The organism is Aminobacter sp. MSH1, assembly GCF_003071665.1.
Lineage (GTDB): Bacteria > Pseudomonadota > Alphaproteobacteria > Rhizobiales > Rhizobiaceae > Aminobacter > Aminobacter niigataensis.
Map to the genome: position 1 here is coordinate 402,036 of NZ_CP026265.1, position 15,109 is coordinate 417,144.

The 15,109-nt window shown below is 61.9% G+C and carries 18 protein-coding genes and 1 tRNA gene; 12 read left to right on the forward strand and 7 right to left on the reverse strand.

What is annotated here, in order from left to right; genetic code table 11:
- Nucleotides 1-326: 326 nt before the first annotated feature.
- The 3 genes from CO731_RS02020 to CO731_RS02030 form a co-directional block, all read right to left on the reverse strand.
- A complete protein-coding gene (locus CO731_RS02020; RefSeq protein WP_108605728.1) occupies nucleotides 327-1,511 on the reverse strand; it encodes a hypothetical protein in 1,185 nt (394 codons plus the stop codon).
- A 171-nt stretch (nucleotides 1,512-1,682) separates the two neighbouring features.
- On the reverse strand, nucleotides 1,683-2,756 hold the full coding sequence (locus CO731_RS02025) for a site-specific integrase (RefSeq protein ID WP_245439579.1): 1,074 nt from the start codon (nucleotides 2,754-2,756) through the stop codon (nucleotides 1,683-1,685).
- A gap of 21 nt (nucleotides 2,757-2,777) precedes the next feature.
- Nucleotides 2,778-2,854 (reverse strand) — tRNA-Arg (locus tag CO731_RS02030).
- A gap of 223 nt (nucleotides 2,855-3,077) precedes the next feature.
- Between CO731_RS02030 and CO731_RS02035 the strand changes: the two genes are divergently transcribed.
- Nucleotides 3,078-3,665: a YigZ family protein gene (locus tag CO731_RS02035; RefSeq protein ID WP_108605730.1), complete on the forward strand. Its 588-nt coding sequence runs from the start codon at nucleotides 3,078-3,080 to the stop codon at nucleotides 3,663-3,665.
- A 180-nt stretch (nucleotides 3,666-3,845) separates the two neighbouring features.
- Entirely contained in the window at nucleotides 3,846-4,247 is a 402-nt protein-coding gene (locus CO731_RS02040; protein ID WP_108605731.1) for a cupin domain-containing protein, read from the forward strand.
- Between the two features lie 56 nt (nucleotides 4,248-4,303).
- Here CO731_RS02040 and CO731_RS02045 read toward each other — a convergent pair whose 3' ends face one another.
- The gene (locus CO731_RS02045) at nucleotides 4,304-5,293 is read right to left on the reverse strand and encodes a D-alanyl-D-alanine carboxypeptidase family protein (protein WP_199914540.1); all 990 of its coding nucleotides are present in this window, start codon (nucleotides 5,291-5,293) and stop codon (nucleotides 4,304-4,306) included.
- 290 nt (nucleotides 5,294-5,583) lie between these two features.
- Between CO731_RS02045 and CO731_RS02050 the strand changes: the two genes are divergently transcribed.
- The 3 genes from CO731_RS02050 to CO731_RS02060 all read left to right on the forward strand — a co-directional run bounded on the left by CO731_RS02050 (nucleotide 5,584) and on the right by CO731_RS02060 (nucleotide 7,763).
- Nucleotides 5,584-6,669, forward strand: coding sequence for a hypothetical protein (locus tag CO731_RS02050; RefSeq protein WP_108605732.1), 1,086 nt, complete (start codon nucleotides 5,584-5,586; stop codon nucleotides 6,667-6,669).
- 72 nt (nucleotides 6,670-6,741) lie between these two features.
- Nucleotides 6,742-7,350 carry a nucleoside triphosphate hydrolase gene (locus CO731_RS02055; RefSeq protein ID WP_108605733.1) on the forward strand — a complete coding sequence of 203 codons (609 nt, stop codon included), beginning with the start codon at nucleotides 6,742-6,744 and terminating at the stop codon, nucleotides 7,348-7,350.
- 95 nt (nucleotides 7,351-7,445) lie between these two features.
- A complete protein-coding gene (locus CO731_RS02060; RefSeq protein ID WP_108609578.1) occupies nucleotides 7,446-7,763 on the forward strand; it encodes a hypothetical protein in 318 nt (105 codons plus the stop codon).
- A 29-nt stretch (nucleotides 7,764-7,792) separates the two neighbouring features.
- On the opposite strand, the gene CO731_RS02065 is transcribed toward CO731_RS02060, so the two are convergent.
- From CO731_RS02065 to CO731_RS02075, 3 genes are all read right to left on the reverse strand, one after another.
- Nucleotides 7,793-8,497: a glutathione S-transferase N-terminal domain-containing protein gene (locus tag CO731_RS02065; RefSeq protein ID WP_108605734.1), complete on the reverse strand. Its 705-nt coding sequence runs from the start codon at nucleotides 8,495-8,497 to the stop codon at nucleotides 7,793-7,795.
- 158 nt (nucleotides 8,498-8,655) lie between these two features.
- The gene (locus CO731_RS02070) at nucleotides 8,656-9,867 is read right to left on the reverse strand and encodes a beta-ketoacyl-[acyl-carrier-protein] synthase family protein (protein WP_108605735.1); all 1,212 of its coding nucleotides are present in this window, start codon (nucleotides 9,865-9,867) and stop codon (nucleotides 8,656-8,658) included.
- 1 nt (nucleotide 9,868) lies between these two features.
- On the reverse strand, nucleotides 9,869-10,123 hold the full coding sequence (locus CO731_RS02075; RefSeq protein ID WP_108605736.1) for an acyl carrier protein: 255 nt from the start codon (nucleotides 10,121-10,123) through the stop codon (nucleotides 9,869-9,871).
- Nucleotides 10,124-10,317: 194 nt separating this feature from the next.
- On the opposite strand from CO731_RS02075, the gene CO731_RS02080 reads away from it, so the two are divergent.
- From CO731_RS02080 to CO731_RS02110, 7 genes are all read left to right on the forward strand, one after another.
- The gene (locus CO731_RS02080) at nucleotides 10,318-11,172 is read left to right on the forward strand and encodes an urease accessory protein UreD (RefSeq protein WP_108605737.1); all 855 of its coding nucleotides are present in this window, start codon (nucleotides 10,318-10,320) and stop codon (nucleotides 11,170-11,172) included.
- Between the two features lie 15 nt (nucleotides 11,173-11,187).
- Entirely contained in the window at nucleotides 11,188-11,490 is a 303-nt protein-coding gene (locus tag CO731_RS02085) for an urease subunit gamma (RefSeq protein ID WP_108605738.1), read from the forward strand.
- Between the two features lie 7 nt (nucleotides 11,491-11,497).
- On the forward strand, nucleotides 11,498-11,752 hold the full coding sequence (locus CO731_RS02090; RefSeq protein ID WP_108605739.1) for a DUF1272 domain-containing protein: 255 nt from the start codon (nucleotides 11,498-11,500) through the stop codon (nucleotides 11,750-11,752).
- Nucleotides 11,753-11,763: 11 nt separating this feature from the next.
- Nucleotides 11,764-12,069 carry an urease subunit beta gene (locus CO731_RS02095; RefSeq protein ID WP_108605740.1) on the forward strand — a complete coding sequence of 102 codons (306 nt, stop codon included), beginning with the start codon at nucleotides 11,764-11,766 and terminating at the stop codon, nucleotides 12,067-12,069.
- Nucleotides 12,069-13,781: an urease subunit alpha gene (gene ureC, locus CO731_RS02100; protein WP_108605741.1), complete on the forward strand. Its 1,713-nt coding sequence runs from the start codon at nucleotides 12,069-12,071 to the stop codon at nucleotides 13,779-13,781. The genes CO731_RS02095 and ureC overlap by 1 nt, the downstream gene beginning before the upstream one ends.
- Nucleotides 13,782-13,929: 148 nt before the next feature.
- Entirely contained in the window at nucleotides 13,930-14,475 is a 546-nt protein-coding gene (locus CO731_RS02105) for a peroxiredoxin (protein ID WP_108609579.1), read from the forward strand.
- Nucleotides 14,476-14,633: 158 nt separating this feature from the next.
- Nucleotides 14,634-15,089 (forward strand): DUF29 domain-containing protein, encoded by a 456-nt coding sequence (locus CO731_RS02110; protein WP_108609580.1) that lies wholly within the window; start codon nucleotides 14,634-14,636, stop codon nucleotides 15,087-15,089.
- Nucleotides 15,090-15,109 lie beyond the last annotated feature (20 nt).

Consider the following 15,109-nt stretch of genomic DNA (forward strand, 5'->3'; position numbering starts at 1 on the left):
AGGCGGCGCGAAGCTCGGCTTTTCGTCCATTCAGTTCCCAAAGGAGATATCGCAACCCCTTGGTACGGTGGGGGAAGTGACAGGCCCGGGGGTATACCCATGGCGTATATCGATGCACCATAATTTTGGAATAATAGTTTGTAAAGTTGCGATTAACCGATAGTAAACCAGATCGTAAATGTGTAAAATTCCGGACTCGTACGAAGGTCATCTCCCCCACTTTTACGGCAGGGGAGAATGAATAGTTATTATAATTATAGAAGCATATTCCTACTTGTGCACTTGTTCGCTTTTATAGACAGGTAATCATACGTGAATACTTTAGATCACCACGTAATGGGGGAAGCATGATCCTGAGCAGGCAAAAAGACCTCATATGGCAAAGGGAGCGCATTTCCCTCTGGTAGTTTTCGGTCACCTATAGCTACCTTTGCTTCTCTCCCTTGCCCCGGATTGTTGTTCGTCAAATACCCCTGAGAGATGGCAGCATGTATATTCCGTCCTACAACTGAACGATCCATACCCATATGCTCGGATAGCTTAGAATGGCTAACGCCATCAATATTTGCTCCCTTTTTGTATATATCCGTTACAGCTAAAACAACGTTTCTTACACCTTCTCTAACGGAGCTATCTAAACCTTCAGAAAGAGGCTTATTAAGAAGATTGTGTATTTCCTGATAATCACTCTGGTCGGCAATTATATTTCCGTTGTTATCTTCTTCTCGCTTATTGAAGTGCACAAGTGCACATGCTTTGATGAGAGATAAAACTTTCGGGAAATCTCGTTGAATTTTGAAATTATTAATTGGAAGAAGGTCTACAATTCGCTCTGCGTAAGGAATGATAATTTTCTTTTTGTTTTCGCAGATGTAATCATGAAGATCATGCCAAGGCGCTAGGTCGAGTGCGACCGTTGACTTCGATAGGCCATTGGCTTGATTCCTGAGAGCCTGTCTGATCTTTTCGTGATCTTCCTCGATGTTGAGGGTGAGCATGCGGCTCTGGTCCTCGTGATGGATGTGATTGGCTGTAGTAGCCATCATGAAGGAGATTGGCCCTTCGACCGTGGGTAGTTTCTCACCTTTCATGCCATTCGAAGTTTTCTGGACTGTGAGGTAATCGAGTTTTCCCTCTGTCATGAGCTGTCTCAGAAAGGCACGGCCGTTTCCGTCACTCATCCCAGATGCTTCGCCTAGGTAAAGGATCCTGTTCTTGAGGGAGATGCCGGTGAGGTAGGGCAGGGCTTTCTCTGACATGCCTGCGATGCTCTCTATGGCCTCGGAAGGAATGAACTGGAGCCCAGATTCAATGGCGTAGGTTTTGCCACCTCCAGATGTCCCCATGACGACAAGGGACACAGGATCTGCAAACATTCGCGTGATCGCAGTGAGAAATACGATTTTTGGTATATTTGTCGACCCAGCGAACCCCTGCTTTCTCAATTCATTGTCTAACTCATCCAGAATATTGTATTTTGAGTAAATTCTATTGTTGTCGATATTTTTCATATATAAACGTTCTTTCTTGTTATTATTTAATAGCAATATCCTCTCCGCGCGAAGAAAATTCGCGTTACCTGAAATCAATTCGGGAAATGTGGAGAATGGAGAGCAGGCAAAACCCAACTCTCTATGAACATTATACAACTTATTGACGTAAAAGTCAATAGCCCCCGAGATTTAAGGTTGCATAGCCATGGCAATGCGTGCTGATAACCTTGAAACGTCGGCGTGGGCATAGCGCATCAGCATCCGTACATCCCGATGACCGCTAATAGATGCCACCTCAGGCACGGTCAGGCCCATTTCGAAAAACCGGCTTATGGCTTCATGTCGCAGATCGTGGAAATGAAGGTCCTCAATCGAGGCTCGCTCCATCAACCTAACCCAAGACAACCTCAGGGCATTTGCAGCTACGGGGAAAACTCTGCCCGTTCGTCCATTCAAGCCTTGCAGGATCTCGATAGCCCTGGGCGTCAACGGTATCGTTCTGGAATGGCCGTTCTTCGACTCAAGGATGACCACGGAGCGCTTTTCCAGGTTGATATGGTCCCACTGCATGGCAAGGATTTCACCCCGTCTCATGCCGGTCTCCAGAGCGAACAAGACGATAGGGACTATCAACGGATTTCGTGTTTTCCTCGCTGCTAAGACAAGCCGGTCGAGTTCGCCCTTTCGGAGGCGTCTTTCCCTTTTGTTGTCTTGTGCACCTAGGCCAAACTCGGAAAGAGGGTTTGTACGCAACGGCAGCCCCCATTCCTTCCGGGCTATGTTCAACGCCGATCTTACAGGGTTCAATTGACGTTTCAGCGTTGCGGCGCTTACCACTCTTAATCGCTCATCCCTGTAGGATGCAAAATCCTGAGCGCCTAAGTGTGAGAGCCGCTTCCTACAAATCGAATGACGAAGGAAGGCATTCAAAACAATCACCTCCACCTCACCACCTTTCTTTGCGGGAACAATCTCATCTCGGTAACGAGTGATGACATCTCGCAGCGTCGTCTCGTCAAGGATCCTACGGTCAGGCTCCAACTCCCGACGATCTATCTTTGTCTCGATTGTTCGCGCCCATTCTTGAGCGTCTACCTTGGTAACAAAGGTGCGTATCTCCGGGGCAAACCCAAGGCGGCGAACTTGAGCCTGCCACTTGCCTTTTCGCTTTCGAATTGAAGCCATGCGTGTTTCCAGTGCGTCCAGATTGTGTCCGCAGCGGAATCCATTCAATTTTCGAAAGGCAGACAGACGGAAAACCATATTTGTTTTCAATCTGTTAAATGGCGCACCCGACAGGATTCGAACCTGTGACCTCTGCCTTCGGAGGGCAGCGCTCTATCCAGCTGAGCTACGGGTGCTCGTCCGCAGGCTGACCGCGGACCACCATCCGGCGAACCGGACGACGCGCGTTCATAACCGATGCGGCGGCTGGCTTCAACGGGGGAAGTGGCAAATCGCGCGGCAAGCACGGACGCCGGCAAAAGCAGTTGCGGCACGCAGTGCCGGGCGGGCTGGCGCCACCGTGATGCCGACGCCGGCGCGATTGACGATCATCGCCGCGCATTGTCTAACGCGGCTGACATGTTCACCCTCGCGCAGATCGAAAGTTTCGCCCAGGACGTCAAGAAGAGCCGCTTCCTGGCCGTCGCCGGTCCCGTGGCCGACGAGGCCACGGCCAAGGCGTTCATCTCGGCCCATTCGGATGCAGGCGCCAACCACAATTGCTGGGCCTGGCGCATCGGGCAGGCATACCGCTTCAGCGACGACGGCGAGCCGAGCGGCACGGCGGGCAAGCCGATCCTGCAGGCGCTCGACGGCCAGGCGCTCGACAACGTCGCCGTGGTCGTCACGCGCTGGTTCGGCGGCGTGCTTCTCGGCACCGGCGGGCTGGTCCGCGCCTATGGCGGCTCCGCATCGGCCTGCCTGCGCGCGGCGGCCAAGGTGCCGCTGGTGGTTACCGTCGAGGCCGTGGCGACGCTTGAATTCGCCGACCTGGCGATCGTCCAGGCCAGGCTCGCGGCTGTGCCGGGCGTCCGCACCATCGCCGAGACTTTCACCGCCGCCGGCGCAGTGCTGACCCTCGCCCTGCCCGAGGCCGACGCCGCGGCGGTCGCCAGGATGATCGCTGACCTGACCAGCGGGCGGGCAGCGGTGGCTTTTGCCGATTGACCCTGGCTCCCACGGACATTGACTGCGGCCAAGCCGGCCGAAGCCAACCGAAGATGCGTCATGGCAGCATTGGATGGCGCCGGTCAGGAAACGGCCATAAGCTCAGGCAGGGCAAACCAGCCCTGCAGCCGGGCTGGCAACCGCGATACCCCCGCCATCTGTCTTGAAGGAGATCTTGGAATGGACATCAAACGCTGCGGATCGCGGCCGTCGGCAACGCCCTCGCCCGACTATTTCACCGGCGCGGTGCGCCAGGACCCGATCATCGAGGCGCCGGCACCGGCCATGGTGCGCGCCGTCAACGTCACCTTCGAGCCCGGCGCGCGCACGGCGTGGCACACCCATCCGCTCGGTCAGACGCTGGTCGTCACTTCAGGCTGCGGCTGGGTCCAGGTCTGGGGCGGCGAGGTGCAGGAAATCCGTAACGGCGACGTCGTCTGGTTCGCGCCCGGCGAAAAGCACTGGCATGGTGCCGCGGCCACCACGGCGATGTCGCACATCGCAATCCAGGAAGCGCAGGACGGCCGAGCCGTCGACTGGCTCGAGCATGTCAGCGACGCACAATACAAGGCGCCGGCCTGAGCGACGGGTCGCTGACTACGCAAGCTCCCCGGCAGATCAATCGCCGGGGATGCGCATCAGTAGACTTCGGCCATCGGCACCGGACCTGAAGCCGGGGCCGCTGCAGCGACGGGTGCCGGCATCGACGTGACGGCCGGCATCGCGACCGCCGTCTCGGTCGGCATCGGCACGGACTGCGCCGCCGGCTGGAACAGCGACGAGGCCAGGCTGCCGCCCGAAGCTTGCGGCATGTAGCGCACGATCAGTTCCTCGACATGGGCATTGCGCTTGCGTGCGCTGTCGCCACCCATCACGACAATCACCAGCTTGCGGCCATCGGCATTGACCGAGGTGACGATGTTGAAGCCCGACGCCCTGATGTAGCCGGTCTTGATGCCGTCGACGCCATTGACCCGGCCGAGCAGGTCGTTGTGGCCACGCACCCGCTTGCCGCGGAAATTGAAATCGGTGGCGGAGAAATAAAAGTAATGCTGCGGAAAATGCTTGCGCAGCGCCATGCCGAGCACGGCCATGTCGCGTGCGGTGGTGCGCTGGGCGGCGTCGGGCAGGCCCGACGCATTGCGGAACACCGTCGCGGTCATACCGAGCTGGCGTGCCTTCGACGTCATCAGGCGGGCAAAACCCTCCTCCGAGCCGCCGAGATACTCCCCGACAGCTACCGCCACGTCGTTGGCCGACTTGGTCGCCAGGGCGCGGACCGCCGCTTCCAGCTCGATCTGCTCGCCGCGCTTGAAACCGAGCTTGGAGGGCGGCTGCGAGCGGGCATTCTCCGACACCGGGATCAGCGTGGTCTTGGACACGCGCCCCTGCTGCATCGCCTCGAAGGTCAGGTACAGCGTCATCATCTTGGTCAGCGAGGCGGGATAGCGCGGCGCCGTCGAATAGGCCTGGAACAGCGTGCGCCCGTTGGAGGCGTCGACGACGATGGCCGCATATTTTTCCGGCGCAGCCGGTGGGGCCACACTGAGCGTTTCCGTGGTAGCGCAGCCGGCGAGCAAGGCTGCCACGGCAAGCAGCGCCGCCAGTTGGCGAAACAGGGCGGGCACAGGGCGCCGGAAGGACCTGAAGGACCTGAAGGACCTGAAGGAGAGCGGAAGCAGAAAGGCTTGGGCTAACAAGGAAAAACCTGTCGGTGGTCGCCAAGAACTCTGGCTGAGTGGGATGCCGGCCGGCAACAACAGCCGGAAACTACAGAATGTGGGACAAGCCGTCCATTTAGCTCATCGCGCCAGGCACATGTTGCGCCAGCGGTGTTGACTATTGGTTACACCTGCAAGCTTGCGCCGGCCGTGAAAAAGCGGCTTGTCTGGGACAGCAACAGCGGGTGATTTGGCAGATGAACGTGCATCGATTGCAGGCCGAGGGCATTTCCGTCGCACTGGACCTATCGGTCGGCCACGTCGCCGATCTCGCCATCGAAGCCGGCGGACGCCGAATCAGGCCGTTGCACCGCGCGCCATGGATCGACAGGCCGGACCTGCCGGAAGGGCTGCCGGCGGGCGTTGTCAGGCTGTCGGGCGAATTCCTCTGCGCGCCGTTTTCGCGCAGCGACGTCGAGGCGGCACCGCTGCACGGCTGGCCGGCCAACAGCGCATGGGATCTCGTCTCCGACGAAGCCATTCCGGGCGGTCGACGCGCCGGCTTCCGGCTGCAGCACAAGGTGATGGGCGCTGTGGTCGAAAAGACGCTGATCCTGCGCGACGGCCATCCGTTCCTCTACCAGGAACACAGCTTTACCGGCGGTTCGGGCGCGATCTCCGTCGCCCACCATCCGATGACCGAGATGCGGGCGGGCGGGCGGCTGGCGTTTTCGCCGAAGCGGCTGGCGGCGACGCCACCGGACGCGACCGAACCCGATCCGGCGCGCGGCAGCCATCTGCTCGCCTACCCCGCCAGCAGCACCGATCCGACGCGCTTCCCCGCCGCATCCGGCGGCGAGGTCGACCTCGCCGATTTCAGCGCCAGCCGCCGGCACGAGGATTTCGTCACGCTTGTCGAGGCCGATCACGGCGGCATGGGCTGGACGGCTGTGGCACGCAAGGCCGAAGCCGACGTCGTGCTGGTGCTGAAGAACCCGGCCGAATTTCCGGTGACCATGCTGTGGATCAGCAATGGCGGCCGCTACTATGCGCCATGGAACGGCCGTGCCGGCGTTCTCGGCATCGAGGATGGCCGCACGGCGATAGGCCATGCCGCGTCGCTCGGCGACAACTGGCTGCGGCGCGAGGGCGTGGAAACCGCCTTTGCGCTCGGCGGGCATGTTGCTTTCCGCCAGATTATCGGCGCCCTGCCGCTGGAGGGCGGCCAGCCGCCGGTTTCGATTGCTCCCAGCGAAGGAAGGCTTCGGCTGACGTTCGCAGATGGGAGCAGCCGTGAGACCTCATTCGACGATGCGTTCCTGCGAATTGCAAAACGCACTTGAACTGGAACCTTCGCCGCCTCAATTTTGTCTGATGCTCCAGCAGGATGCCAAACGAGACCATCGGGAAGGCCCATGTCAGAGATCGCCCATATCGCCGCCACCCTCTTCAAGCGCGCCCATCATGCCGAGCGCTTCGTGATCGGCATCGCCGGGCCGCCCGGTTCGGGCAAGTCGACGCTGTCGTCGGCCCTGCGCGACGTGCTGCCCGAAGGCTCGGCGGCCGTGGTGCCGATGGACGGCTTCCACTTCGACGACAAGGTGCTCGAGACGCGCGGCCTGAGCGCGCGCAAGGGCGCGCCCGAAACCTTCGACTTCGCCGGCTTCGAGGTGCTGCTCAAGCGGTTGCGGGCCGCGGAGCCCGACATCGCCATCCCGGTTTTCGACCGCAGCATCGAGCTGTCGCGCGCGGGAGCGGAGATCGTCGGCGCCGACGTCAAGTTCATCCTTGTCGAAGGCAATTATCTGCTGCTCGACGAGGAACCCTGGCAGCGGCTCGACTCATTGTTCGACTTCACCATCTTCGTCGATGCGCCACGCGAGGAGCTCGAGCGGCGCCTGGTCGAACGCTGGCGCGAGCATGGCCGATCCGACGCCGACGCCCGCAACTGGATCGACAGCAACGACATGCCCAACATCGACCGCGTGCTCGCCGCGCGGCGCAAGGCTGATCTGGTGATCTGAGCGCAAGCGGAACCGAAGCGCCAACTGCCCGTTGTCTGACATGCGGACGACCTGCAAATGCGGGTCCGGACATGCGCAACAGCGAGGCGACAGCCATGGCTACCAAGGCAAAGAAAGCTGCCCCCAGGTCGGGCAAGGCACTTCAGTCGAAGGCGGGTGCAGGCCCGGCAATGGCCGAACGGTCGAAAGACGCAGCCAAGCCGGCGTTCGGCAAGGCCGCGCCCAAGAAAGTCACGCCGGCAGCTGAGAAACCCGCGAAGGCGGCCAGCCCGAAGAAGGCCGCTGCCGACAAGCGGCCATCGGTGGCCGCCCGGGTGATGCGCAAGGTCAAGGGTGTGGCGAGCGGCGTAGCCGGCATTGCCGCCTCAGTGATCACCCGCGACGGCGGCAAGGCGAAAGCCAAGGCCAAGTAGGCTCCTGCGCCTTCGCTTGACGCCGGTCCTCAGGAGCGCGCCGGGATGTTCAGCCCGGCCTGCACCGCCGGCCGTGCTAGGCCGCGTTCCAGCCACGCCGCGACATTCTCGAAGCTCTTGAAGCCGACGATGTCGCCCGCTTCATAGAAGCCGATCAGGTTGCGCACCCAGCCGAGCAGCGAGATGTCGGCGATGGTGAAGTCATCGTCCATGATCCACTTGCGGCCGGCGAGCCGCTGGTCGAGCACGCCGAGCAGGCGGCGCGACTCGTCGCGGTAGCGCTCGAGCGGACGCTTGTCGGCGATCTCCCGGCCGGCGAATTTGTGGAAGAAGCCGAGCTGGCCGAACATCGGGCCGACCGAGGCCATCTGGAAGAACACCCACTGCACGGTCTCGTAGTGCCGCACCCGGTCGGCCGGGATCAGGCGGCCGGTCTTTTCGGCGAGATAGAGCAGGATGGCGCCCGACTCGAACAGGCCGATCGGCTTGCCGCCCGGACCGTTGGGATCGATGATCGCCGGGATCTTGCCGTTCGGGTTCAGCGCCAGGAATTCCGGCGTCCAGCTCTCGTTCTTGCCGATGTTGATGGCATGGGCCTCATAGGGCAGGTCAAGCTCTTCGAGGGCGATCGAGACCTTGACGCCGTTCGGCGTCGGGAACGAATAGAGCTGGATGCGGTGCGGGTGTTGCGCCGGCCAGCGCGCAGCAATCGGAAATGGAGTGAGATCGCTCATCGACGGTTCCTCGTGGGGTGGGCCGACGCGAAGCGCTGGCCGGAATGGTGGGGCATGCAAAAGTTAGGCATGCAGGCGCGCGTCATCAATATGCGTGCGCGCTGTTTTATCCAGATGACATCTGGAGATTATGACTCCGGGAGATCGAAGACGGCCGGTCAGGCCGCCTTCACCGCCACGACGGCGTTGGTGCCGCCAAAGGCAAAGCCGTTGCTGATCGCCACCCGCACAGGGCGTGCCTTGGCGACGTTGGGCGTCACGTCGAGGTCGCAGTCGGCGTCGGCCTCGCGATAATTGGCGGTCGGCGGCACCAGGCCCTCGCGCACCGCATTGACGCAGGCGATCATTTCGAGCGCGCCCGAGGCGCCGAGGCAATGGGCGTGCATCGACTTGGTCGACGATACCGAGAGCTTGTGCGCATGGGCGCCGAACACGCGCTTGATGGCTGCAGTCTCGATCTGGTCGTTGGCCTTGGTGCCGGTGCCGTGGGCGTTGATGTAGTCGACCTCTTCCGGTGCCAGGCCGGCATCGAGCAGGCAGGCACGCATGGCGGCAGTCGGGCCTTCGACCGTCGGTGCGACGATGTCGGAAGCGTCGCCGGACATGCCGGTTCCGGCCAGTTCGGCCAGGATGGTCGCGCCGCGCGCGATGGCGTGTTCGTAGGTTTCGAGCACGGCCATGCCAGCGCCCTCGCCGAGAACCAGCCCTTGCCTGTCGGCGGAGAACGGCCGGCAGGTGTCGGGCGCAACGACACGCAAGGCTTCCCAGCCCTTGATCACGCCCCACACCAGCGGCGCATCGGTCCCGCCGGCAACGATCGCGTCGGCGCGACCGAGCAGGAGCTGGTCCATCGCTGTGGCGAATGCGTGGTTGGACGAGGAGCAGGCGGATGTGACGCCAAAGACGGGACCGCGCAGGCCGAGGTTCATGCTGACCTGGCCGGCCGCAGCACCCGGCATGACCTTCGGCACGGTGAAGATGCCGGCGCGGTTCTTGCCCTCGAGCAGGATGGCGCGATAGTTTTCCTCGATCGCTTCCCAGCCGCAGACGCCGACGCCAACGATGGTGCCAACGCGGTTGGTGTTGTTTTCGTCGACGACCAGGCCGGACTGGCGCATCGCTTCCTTGGCCGCGATCACGGCGAGAAGGCTGAAGCGGTCCATCGAAACGAGTTGCTTGCGGTCGATACCGTGCTCGGGCAGCTGCTTGATTTCGGCGCCGATGCGGATCTTGAGTTCATGCAGGGCGCCATTGGTCAGCGGCCCGATGGCCGAGTGGCCAGCGCGCATGGAGTCCCATATGGCAGGCGCGTCGGTGCCGAGCCCGCACAGCCCGCCGATGCCGGTAATGACGATGCGAGGACGCTTCATCTCAGGCTTTTTGTGCAATCAGGGCGCGAACGGCTTCAACCATGTCGCCGACATTCTTGAGGCTGCTCCAGGCATCGGCCGTGTTCATCTCGATTTCGATGCCGTATTCTTCTTCGAGATCGAAGATGATCTCGGTCAGTTCGAGAGAATGGATGCCGAGCGCGGTCAATTCGGTATCGAGCGTGATCTCTTCGCCGCCGGTCTCTGCATGCGCCTTGATCTTGTCGATGATTTCCGTTGCCAGCTGATCAGCCATCAGTACCCTTCCCCAGAACTCTCTTACATTGGCCGGCGTCGCACGACCGTCGTGTCGGGCCCTTTCCGAGCCCGAATTGCACTGTTCGCCCCCGAAATGAGCCAAAAAGGCATCTCTCTATAGAAACCGAAACGCCGTGAAGCAACAAGCTATATATCGACAATCGCGTCGTCTCGGCTAAACCTCAGGGCATCATGACCATCAGCGCATCCTTGTCCGCGGCGACGGACGCAGCAGCGATTTCCTCGCAACGCGTGGCGGCACGTGCCCGCATCGAGATCGAGCATCGTGCCGGACGCAGCCGCCTCGCCCGGCTCTACCAGGACGGCGCCGCCAAGATCAGGCTGCCCGATACCGGGGGCGATCCGCTGGAGGCGGTGCTGATCAACATGGCTGGTGGCCTGACTGGCGGTGACCGCATCGGATGGGAGGTTGCGGTCGGGGCCGGCGCGCGGGCATCGATCACCACCCAGGCGTGCGAAAAGGTCTACCGCGCGCTGGCCGGCCAGGCCGAAGTGGACGTGCGGCTAACGGTTGGCGAAGGCGGTCGGCTAGCATGGCTGCCACAGGAGACGATCGTGTTCGACCGCTCCGCATTCTCCCGTTCGCTCGATGTCGACATGGCTAGAGGTGCCGAAGCGCTCATCGTCGAAGCGACCGTCTTCGGCCGCAGCGCCATGGGCGAGCGCGCGAAGGACGGCCTGTTTCGCGACCGCTGGCGCGTTCGGTGCGAGGGAAAGCTCGTCCACGCGGAAGAATTTTCCGTCGGCCCCGACATGGAAACGACGCTCGCCAAGCCGGCATCTGCCGGAGAGCGCATCGCCATGGCAACGCTGCTCTTGATCTCCGACGAAACCGAGGTCTTGGTGGAGCCGGCGCGGCGAATCATCGGCGACGATGGCGGTGTCAGCGCCTGGAACGTGGCCGGAACTGGCAAGCTTCTTGCGAGGCTGTACGCCGAGGACGGCTACCAGCTACGTAAACGACTCATGCCCCTGGTAGCCCTGCTCAACGGACAGGCAGGCTTGCCCAGACTGTGGTCACTCTAGGATTTCGGTGCGCGAATGAACCTGACGCCAAGGGAAAAGGACAAGCTGCTGATCGCCATGGCGGCGATCGTGGCGCGCAAGCGGCTCGAGCGCGGCGTCAAGCTCAACCATCCCGAAGCGGTGGCGCTGATTTCCGACTTCATCGTCGAGGGCGCGCGCGACGGCCGCCCTGTTGCCGAGCTTATGGAGGCCGGCGCCCATGTCATCACCCGCGCCCAGGTGATGGACGGCATCGCCGAGATGATCCATGACGTCCAGGTGGAAGCCACATTCCCCGACGGCACCAAGCTGGTCACCGTGCACGAACCGATCCGCTGAGGCTGCCATGCTCGAACTGCGCCCCAATTGCGAATGCTGCGACCGCGATCTGCCGCCCGCGGCGACAAAGGCGGTGATATGCACCTTCGAATGCACCTTCTGCACGGACTGTGCTGACGGCGTGCTTGGCGGCACCTGCCCCAATTGCGGCGGAAATTTTTCCGCGCGCCCGATCCGGCCCGCCGCCATGCTTTTGAAATATCCCGCCTCGACCAAACGCGTGCTGAAAGCCGAAGGCTGCACGCCGAAATCGGCAGCCTGAGGAGCGACACCATGATCCCCGGCGAAATCATAACCGCCCCCGGCTCAATCGAGCTCAACAAGGGCCAGCCGACAGTCACGCTCAAGATCGCCAACACTGGCGACCGGCCGATCCAGGTCGGCAGCCACTATCATTTCTACGAGACCAACAACGGCCTGAAGTTCGACCGCGAGAAGGCGCGCGGCATGCGGCTCGACATCGCCGCCGGCACCGCCGTGCGCTTCGAACCGGGCCAGGAGCGCGACGTCACGCTGGTGCCGCTGGGCGGCAAGCGCGAGGTCTACGGCTTCCAGAAAAAGGTGATGGGAAAGCTCTGATGCCAGCAATCATCTCCCGTCCCGATTACGCCCGGATGTTCGGTCCGACCGTCGGCGACAAGGTCCGGCTCGCCGACACCGAGCTGTTCATCGAGGTCGAGAACGACTTAACCGTCTACGGCGAGGAAGTGAAGTTCGGCGGCGGCAAGGTCATTCGCGACGGCATGGGCCAGAGCCAACTCAGCCGCGCCCAGGGGGCGATGGACTGCGTCATCACCAATGCGCTGATCCTCGACCACACCGGCGTCTACAAGGCCGATGTCGGGCTCAGGGACGGCCGCATCGCCGCCATCGGTAAGGCAGGCAATCCCGATACCCAGCCCGGCGTCACCATCATCATCGGTCCCGGCACCGAGATCATTGCCGGCGAAGGCAAGATCCTGACCGCCGGCGGCATCGACACCCACATCCATTTCATCTCGCCGCAGCAGGTCGACGAGGCGTTGAACTCCGGCGTGACCTGCATGGTCGGCGGCGGCACCGGTCCGGCGCACGGCACGCTCGCCACCACCTGCACGCCTGGACCATGGAACATCGCCCGCATCATCCAGGCCTTCGACGGCCTGCCGATGAATATCGGCGTGTTCGGCAAGGGCAACGCCTCGCTGCCGGGCGCACTCGAGGAGATGGTGCTGGCCGGTGCCTGCGGGCTCAAGCTGCACGAGGACTGGGGCTCGACGCCTGCGGCCATCGACACCTGCCTGTCGGTCGCCGACGCCTACGACATCCAGGTTGCCATCCACTCCGACACGCTGAACGAGGGCGGTTTCGTCGAGGACACGGTCGCCGCCTTCAAGGGCCGCACCATCCATTCGTTCCACACCGAAGGTGCCGGCGGCGGCCATGCCCCCGACATCATCAAGGTCTGCCAGTATCCGAACGTGATCCCGGCCTCGACCAATCCGACCCGGCCCTACACGGTCAACACCATCGCCGAGCATCTCGACATGCTGATGGTCTGCCACCACCTGTCGCCGTCGATCCCCGAGGACATCGCCTTTGCCGAGAGCCGCATCCGCAAGGAGACGATCGCGGCGGAGGACATCCTGCACGACCTCGGCGCGTTTTCGGTGATTTCCTCGGACAGCCAGGCGATGGGCCGTGTCGGCGAGATGATCATCCGGACGTGGCAGACGGCCGACAAGATGAAGCGCCAGCGCGGCGCGCTGCCGGGCGAAAAAGGCGAAAACGACAATTTCCGTGCCCGCCGCTACATCGCCAAATACACCATCAACCCGGCCATCGCGCATGGCATGTCGCGCGAGATCGGCTCGATCGAAGTCGGCAAGCGCGCGGACCTCGTGCTGTGGAACCCGGCGTTCTTCGGCGTCAAGCCCGACATGGTGCTGCTCGGCGGCTGGATCGCCACGGCGCCCATGGGCGACCCCAACGGCTCGATCCCGACGCCGCAGCCGAGTCACTACCGCCCGATGTTCGGCTCTTTCGGCAAGGCGCTGACCAACAGCTCGATCACCTTCGTCTCGAAGGCCGGGCTGGAGGGCGGCCTGCGCGAGCGCATCGGCGTGGAGAAGCAGATGGTGGCGGTCGAAAACACCCGTGGCGGCATCGGCAAGCGCTCGATGATCCTCAACGACGCCATGCCTCAGATGGAGGTCGATCCCGAGACCTACGAGGTGCGCGCCGACGGCGAGCTTCTGACCTGCGAGCCGGCGACGGTTCTGCCGATGGCGCAGCGCTACTTCCTGTTCTGACGTCAGTCCACCCGCGACCTGATGCCACGCCGGCAATGCTGGAACCGCCTCCGGCCAATTGTTATCTAGCCCTCGCTAGCAAAAATATCCGGCAGGACTCCCGAGCCCAAGATCGGGGGCTCCCGCTATCTTGGAAATGGAGTTCTACATGTTCGGGAAAAAAGTTCCTGCCGTCACCTTCCGTACCCGCGTGCGCGACGAGGCCGTTGGCGGCCCCAATCCCTTCCGCTGGGAAGACAAGTCCTCGGCCGACTATTTCGACGGCAAGCGCGTCGTCCTGTTCTCGCTGCCGGGCGCCTTCACCCCGACCTGCTCGACCTACCAGCTGCCCGACTTCGAAAAGCTGTTCGGCGAATTCCAGGCCCAGGGCATCGACGAGATCTACTGCGTGTCGGTCAACGACGCCTTCGTCATGAACGCCTGGGGCAAGTCGCAGAACCTCGACAAGGTCAAGCTGATCCCGGACGGCTCGGGCGAATTCACCCGCAAGATGGGCATGCTGGTTGCCAAGGACAATGTCGGCTTCGGCATGCGCTCGTGGCGCTACGCCGCCGTCATCAACAACGGCCGCATCGAGAAGTGGTTCGAGGAAGAAGGCTTCTCCGACAATTGCGACAGCGATCCCTACGGCGTTTCCTCGCCGCAGAACATTCTTGAGGCGCTCAAGAACGACGACGTCGCCGAAGCCGCGTAAGCTTCAGCGTTCTCGCCAAGATCGAAACCCCGGCCGTCTCCCCGCGCCGGGGTTTTTTGTTACCTCGAATACGGCCGGTAAATCGGCAAAGGGCGCGGGAACTTCATCCACGCCAAGATCTATTGGCGATATGCGTATTTCGGCGCAGGATGCGTGCCATGAACAAGATTTTCGGCAAACCGCAATTGACGCCCTACGAGGCCGATTATGCTCGCTGGTGCGCAGAGCAAGGCGCGCTGCTGCGCGAGGGAAATCTGCAGGAGCTCGACCGGGAAAATCTCGCCGAGGAGATCGAAAGCTCGGGGCGCAGTGACAAACGCGAAATCGAAAGCAGGCTCAATGTGCTGCTTGTCCATCTTTTGAAGTGGCGGTTCCAGCCGGATCAGCGGGCGGGAAGCTGGAAAGCAACGATTACCGAACAGCGTTGGCGGATTTCGCGGGTGGTCAAGGACAGCCCAAGCCTGAACAGCTATCCGAGGAAGGTTCTGGCCGAGGAATATGCGCTTGCACGATCGAACGCCGCCACCGAAACCGGACTGTTTGCAGACGCCTTCCCCTCAGATTGCCCTTTCAGCATTGGTCAGGTCCTCGATTTGGAATTCTTCCCGGAGTAGTTGGCTGCAATCGAGATGCT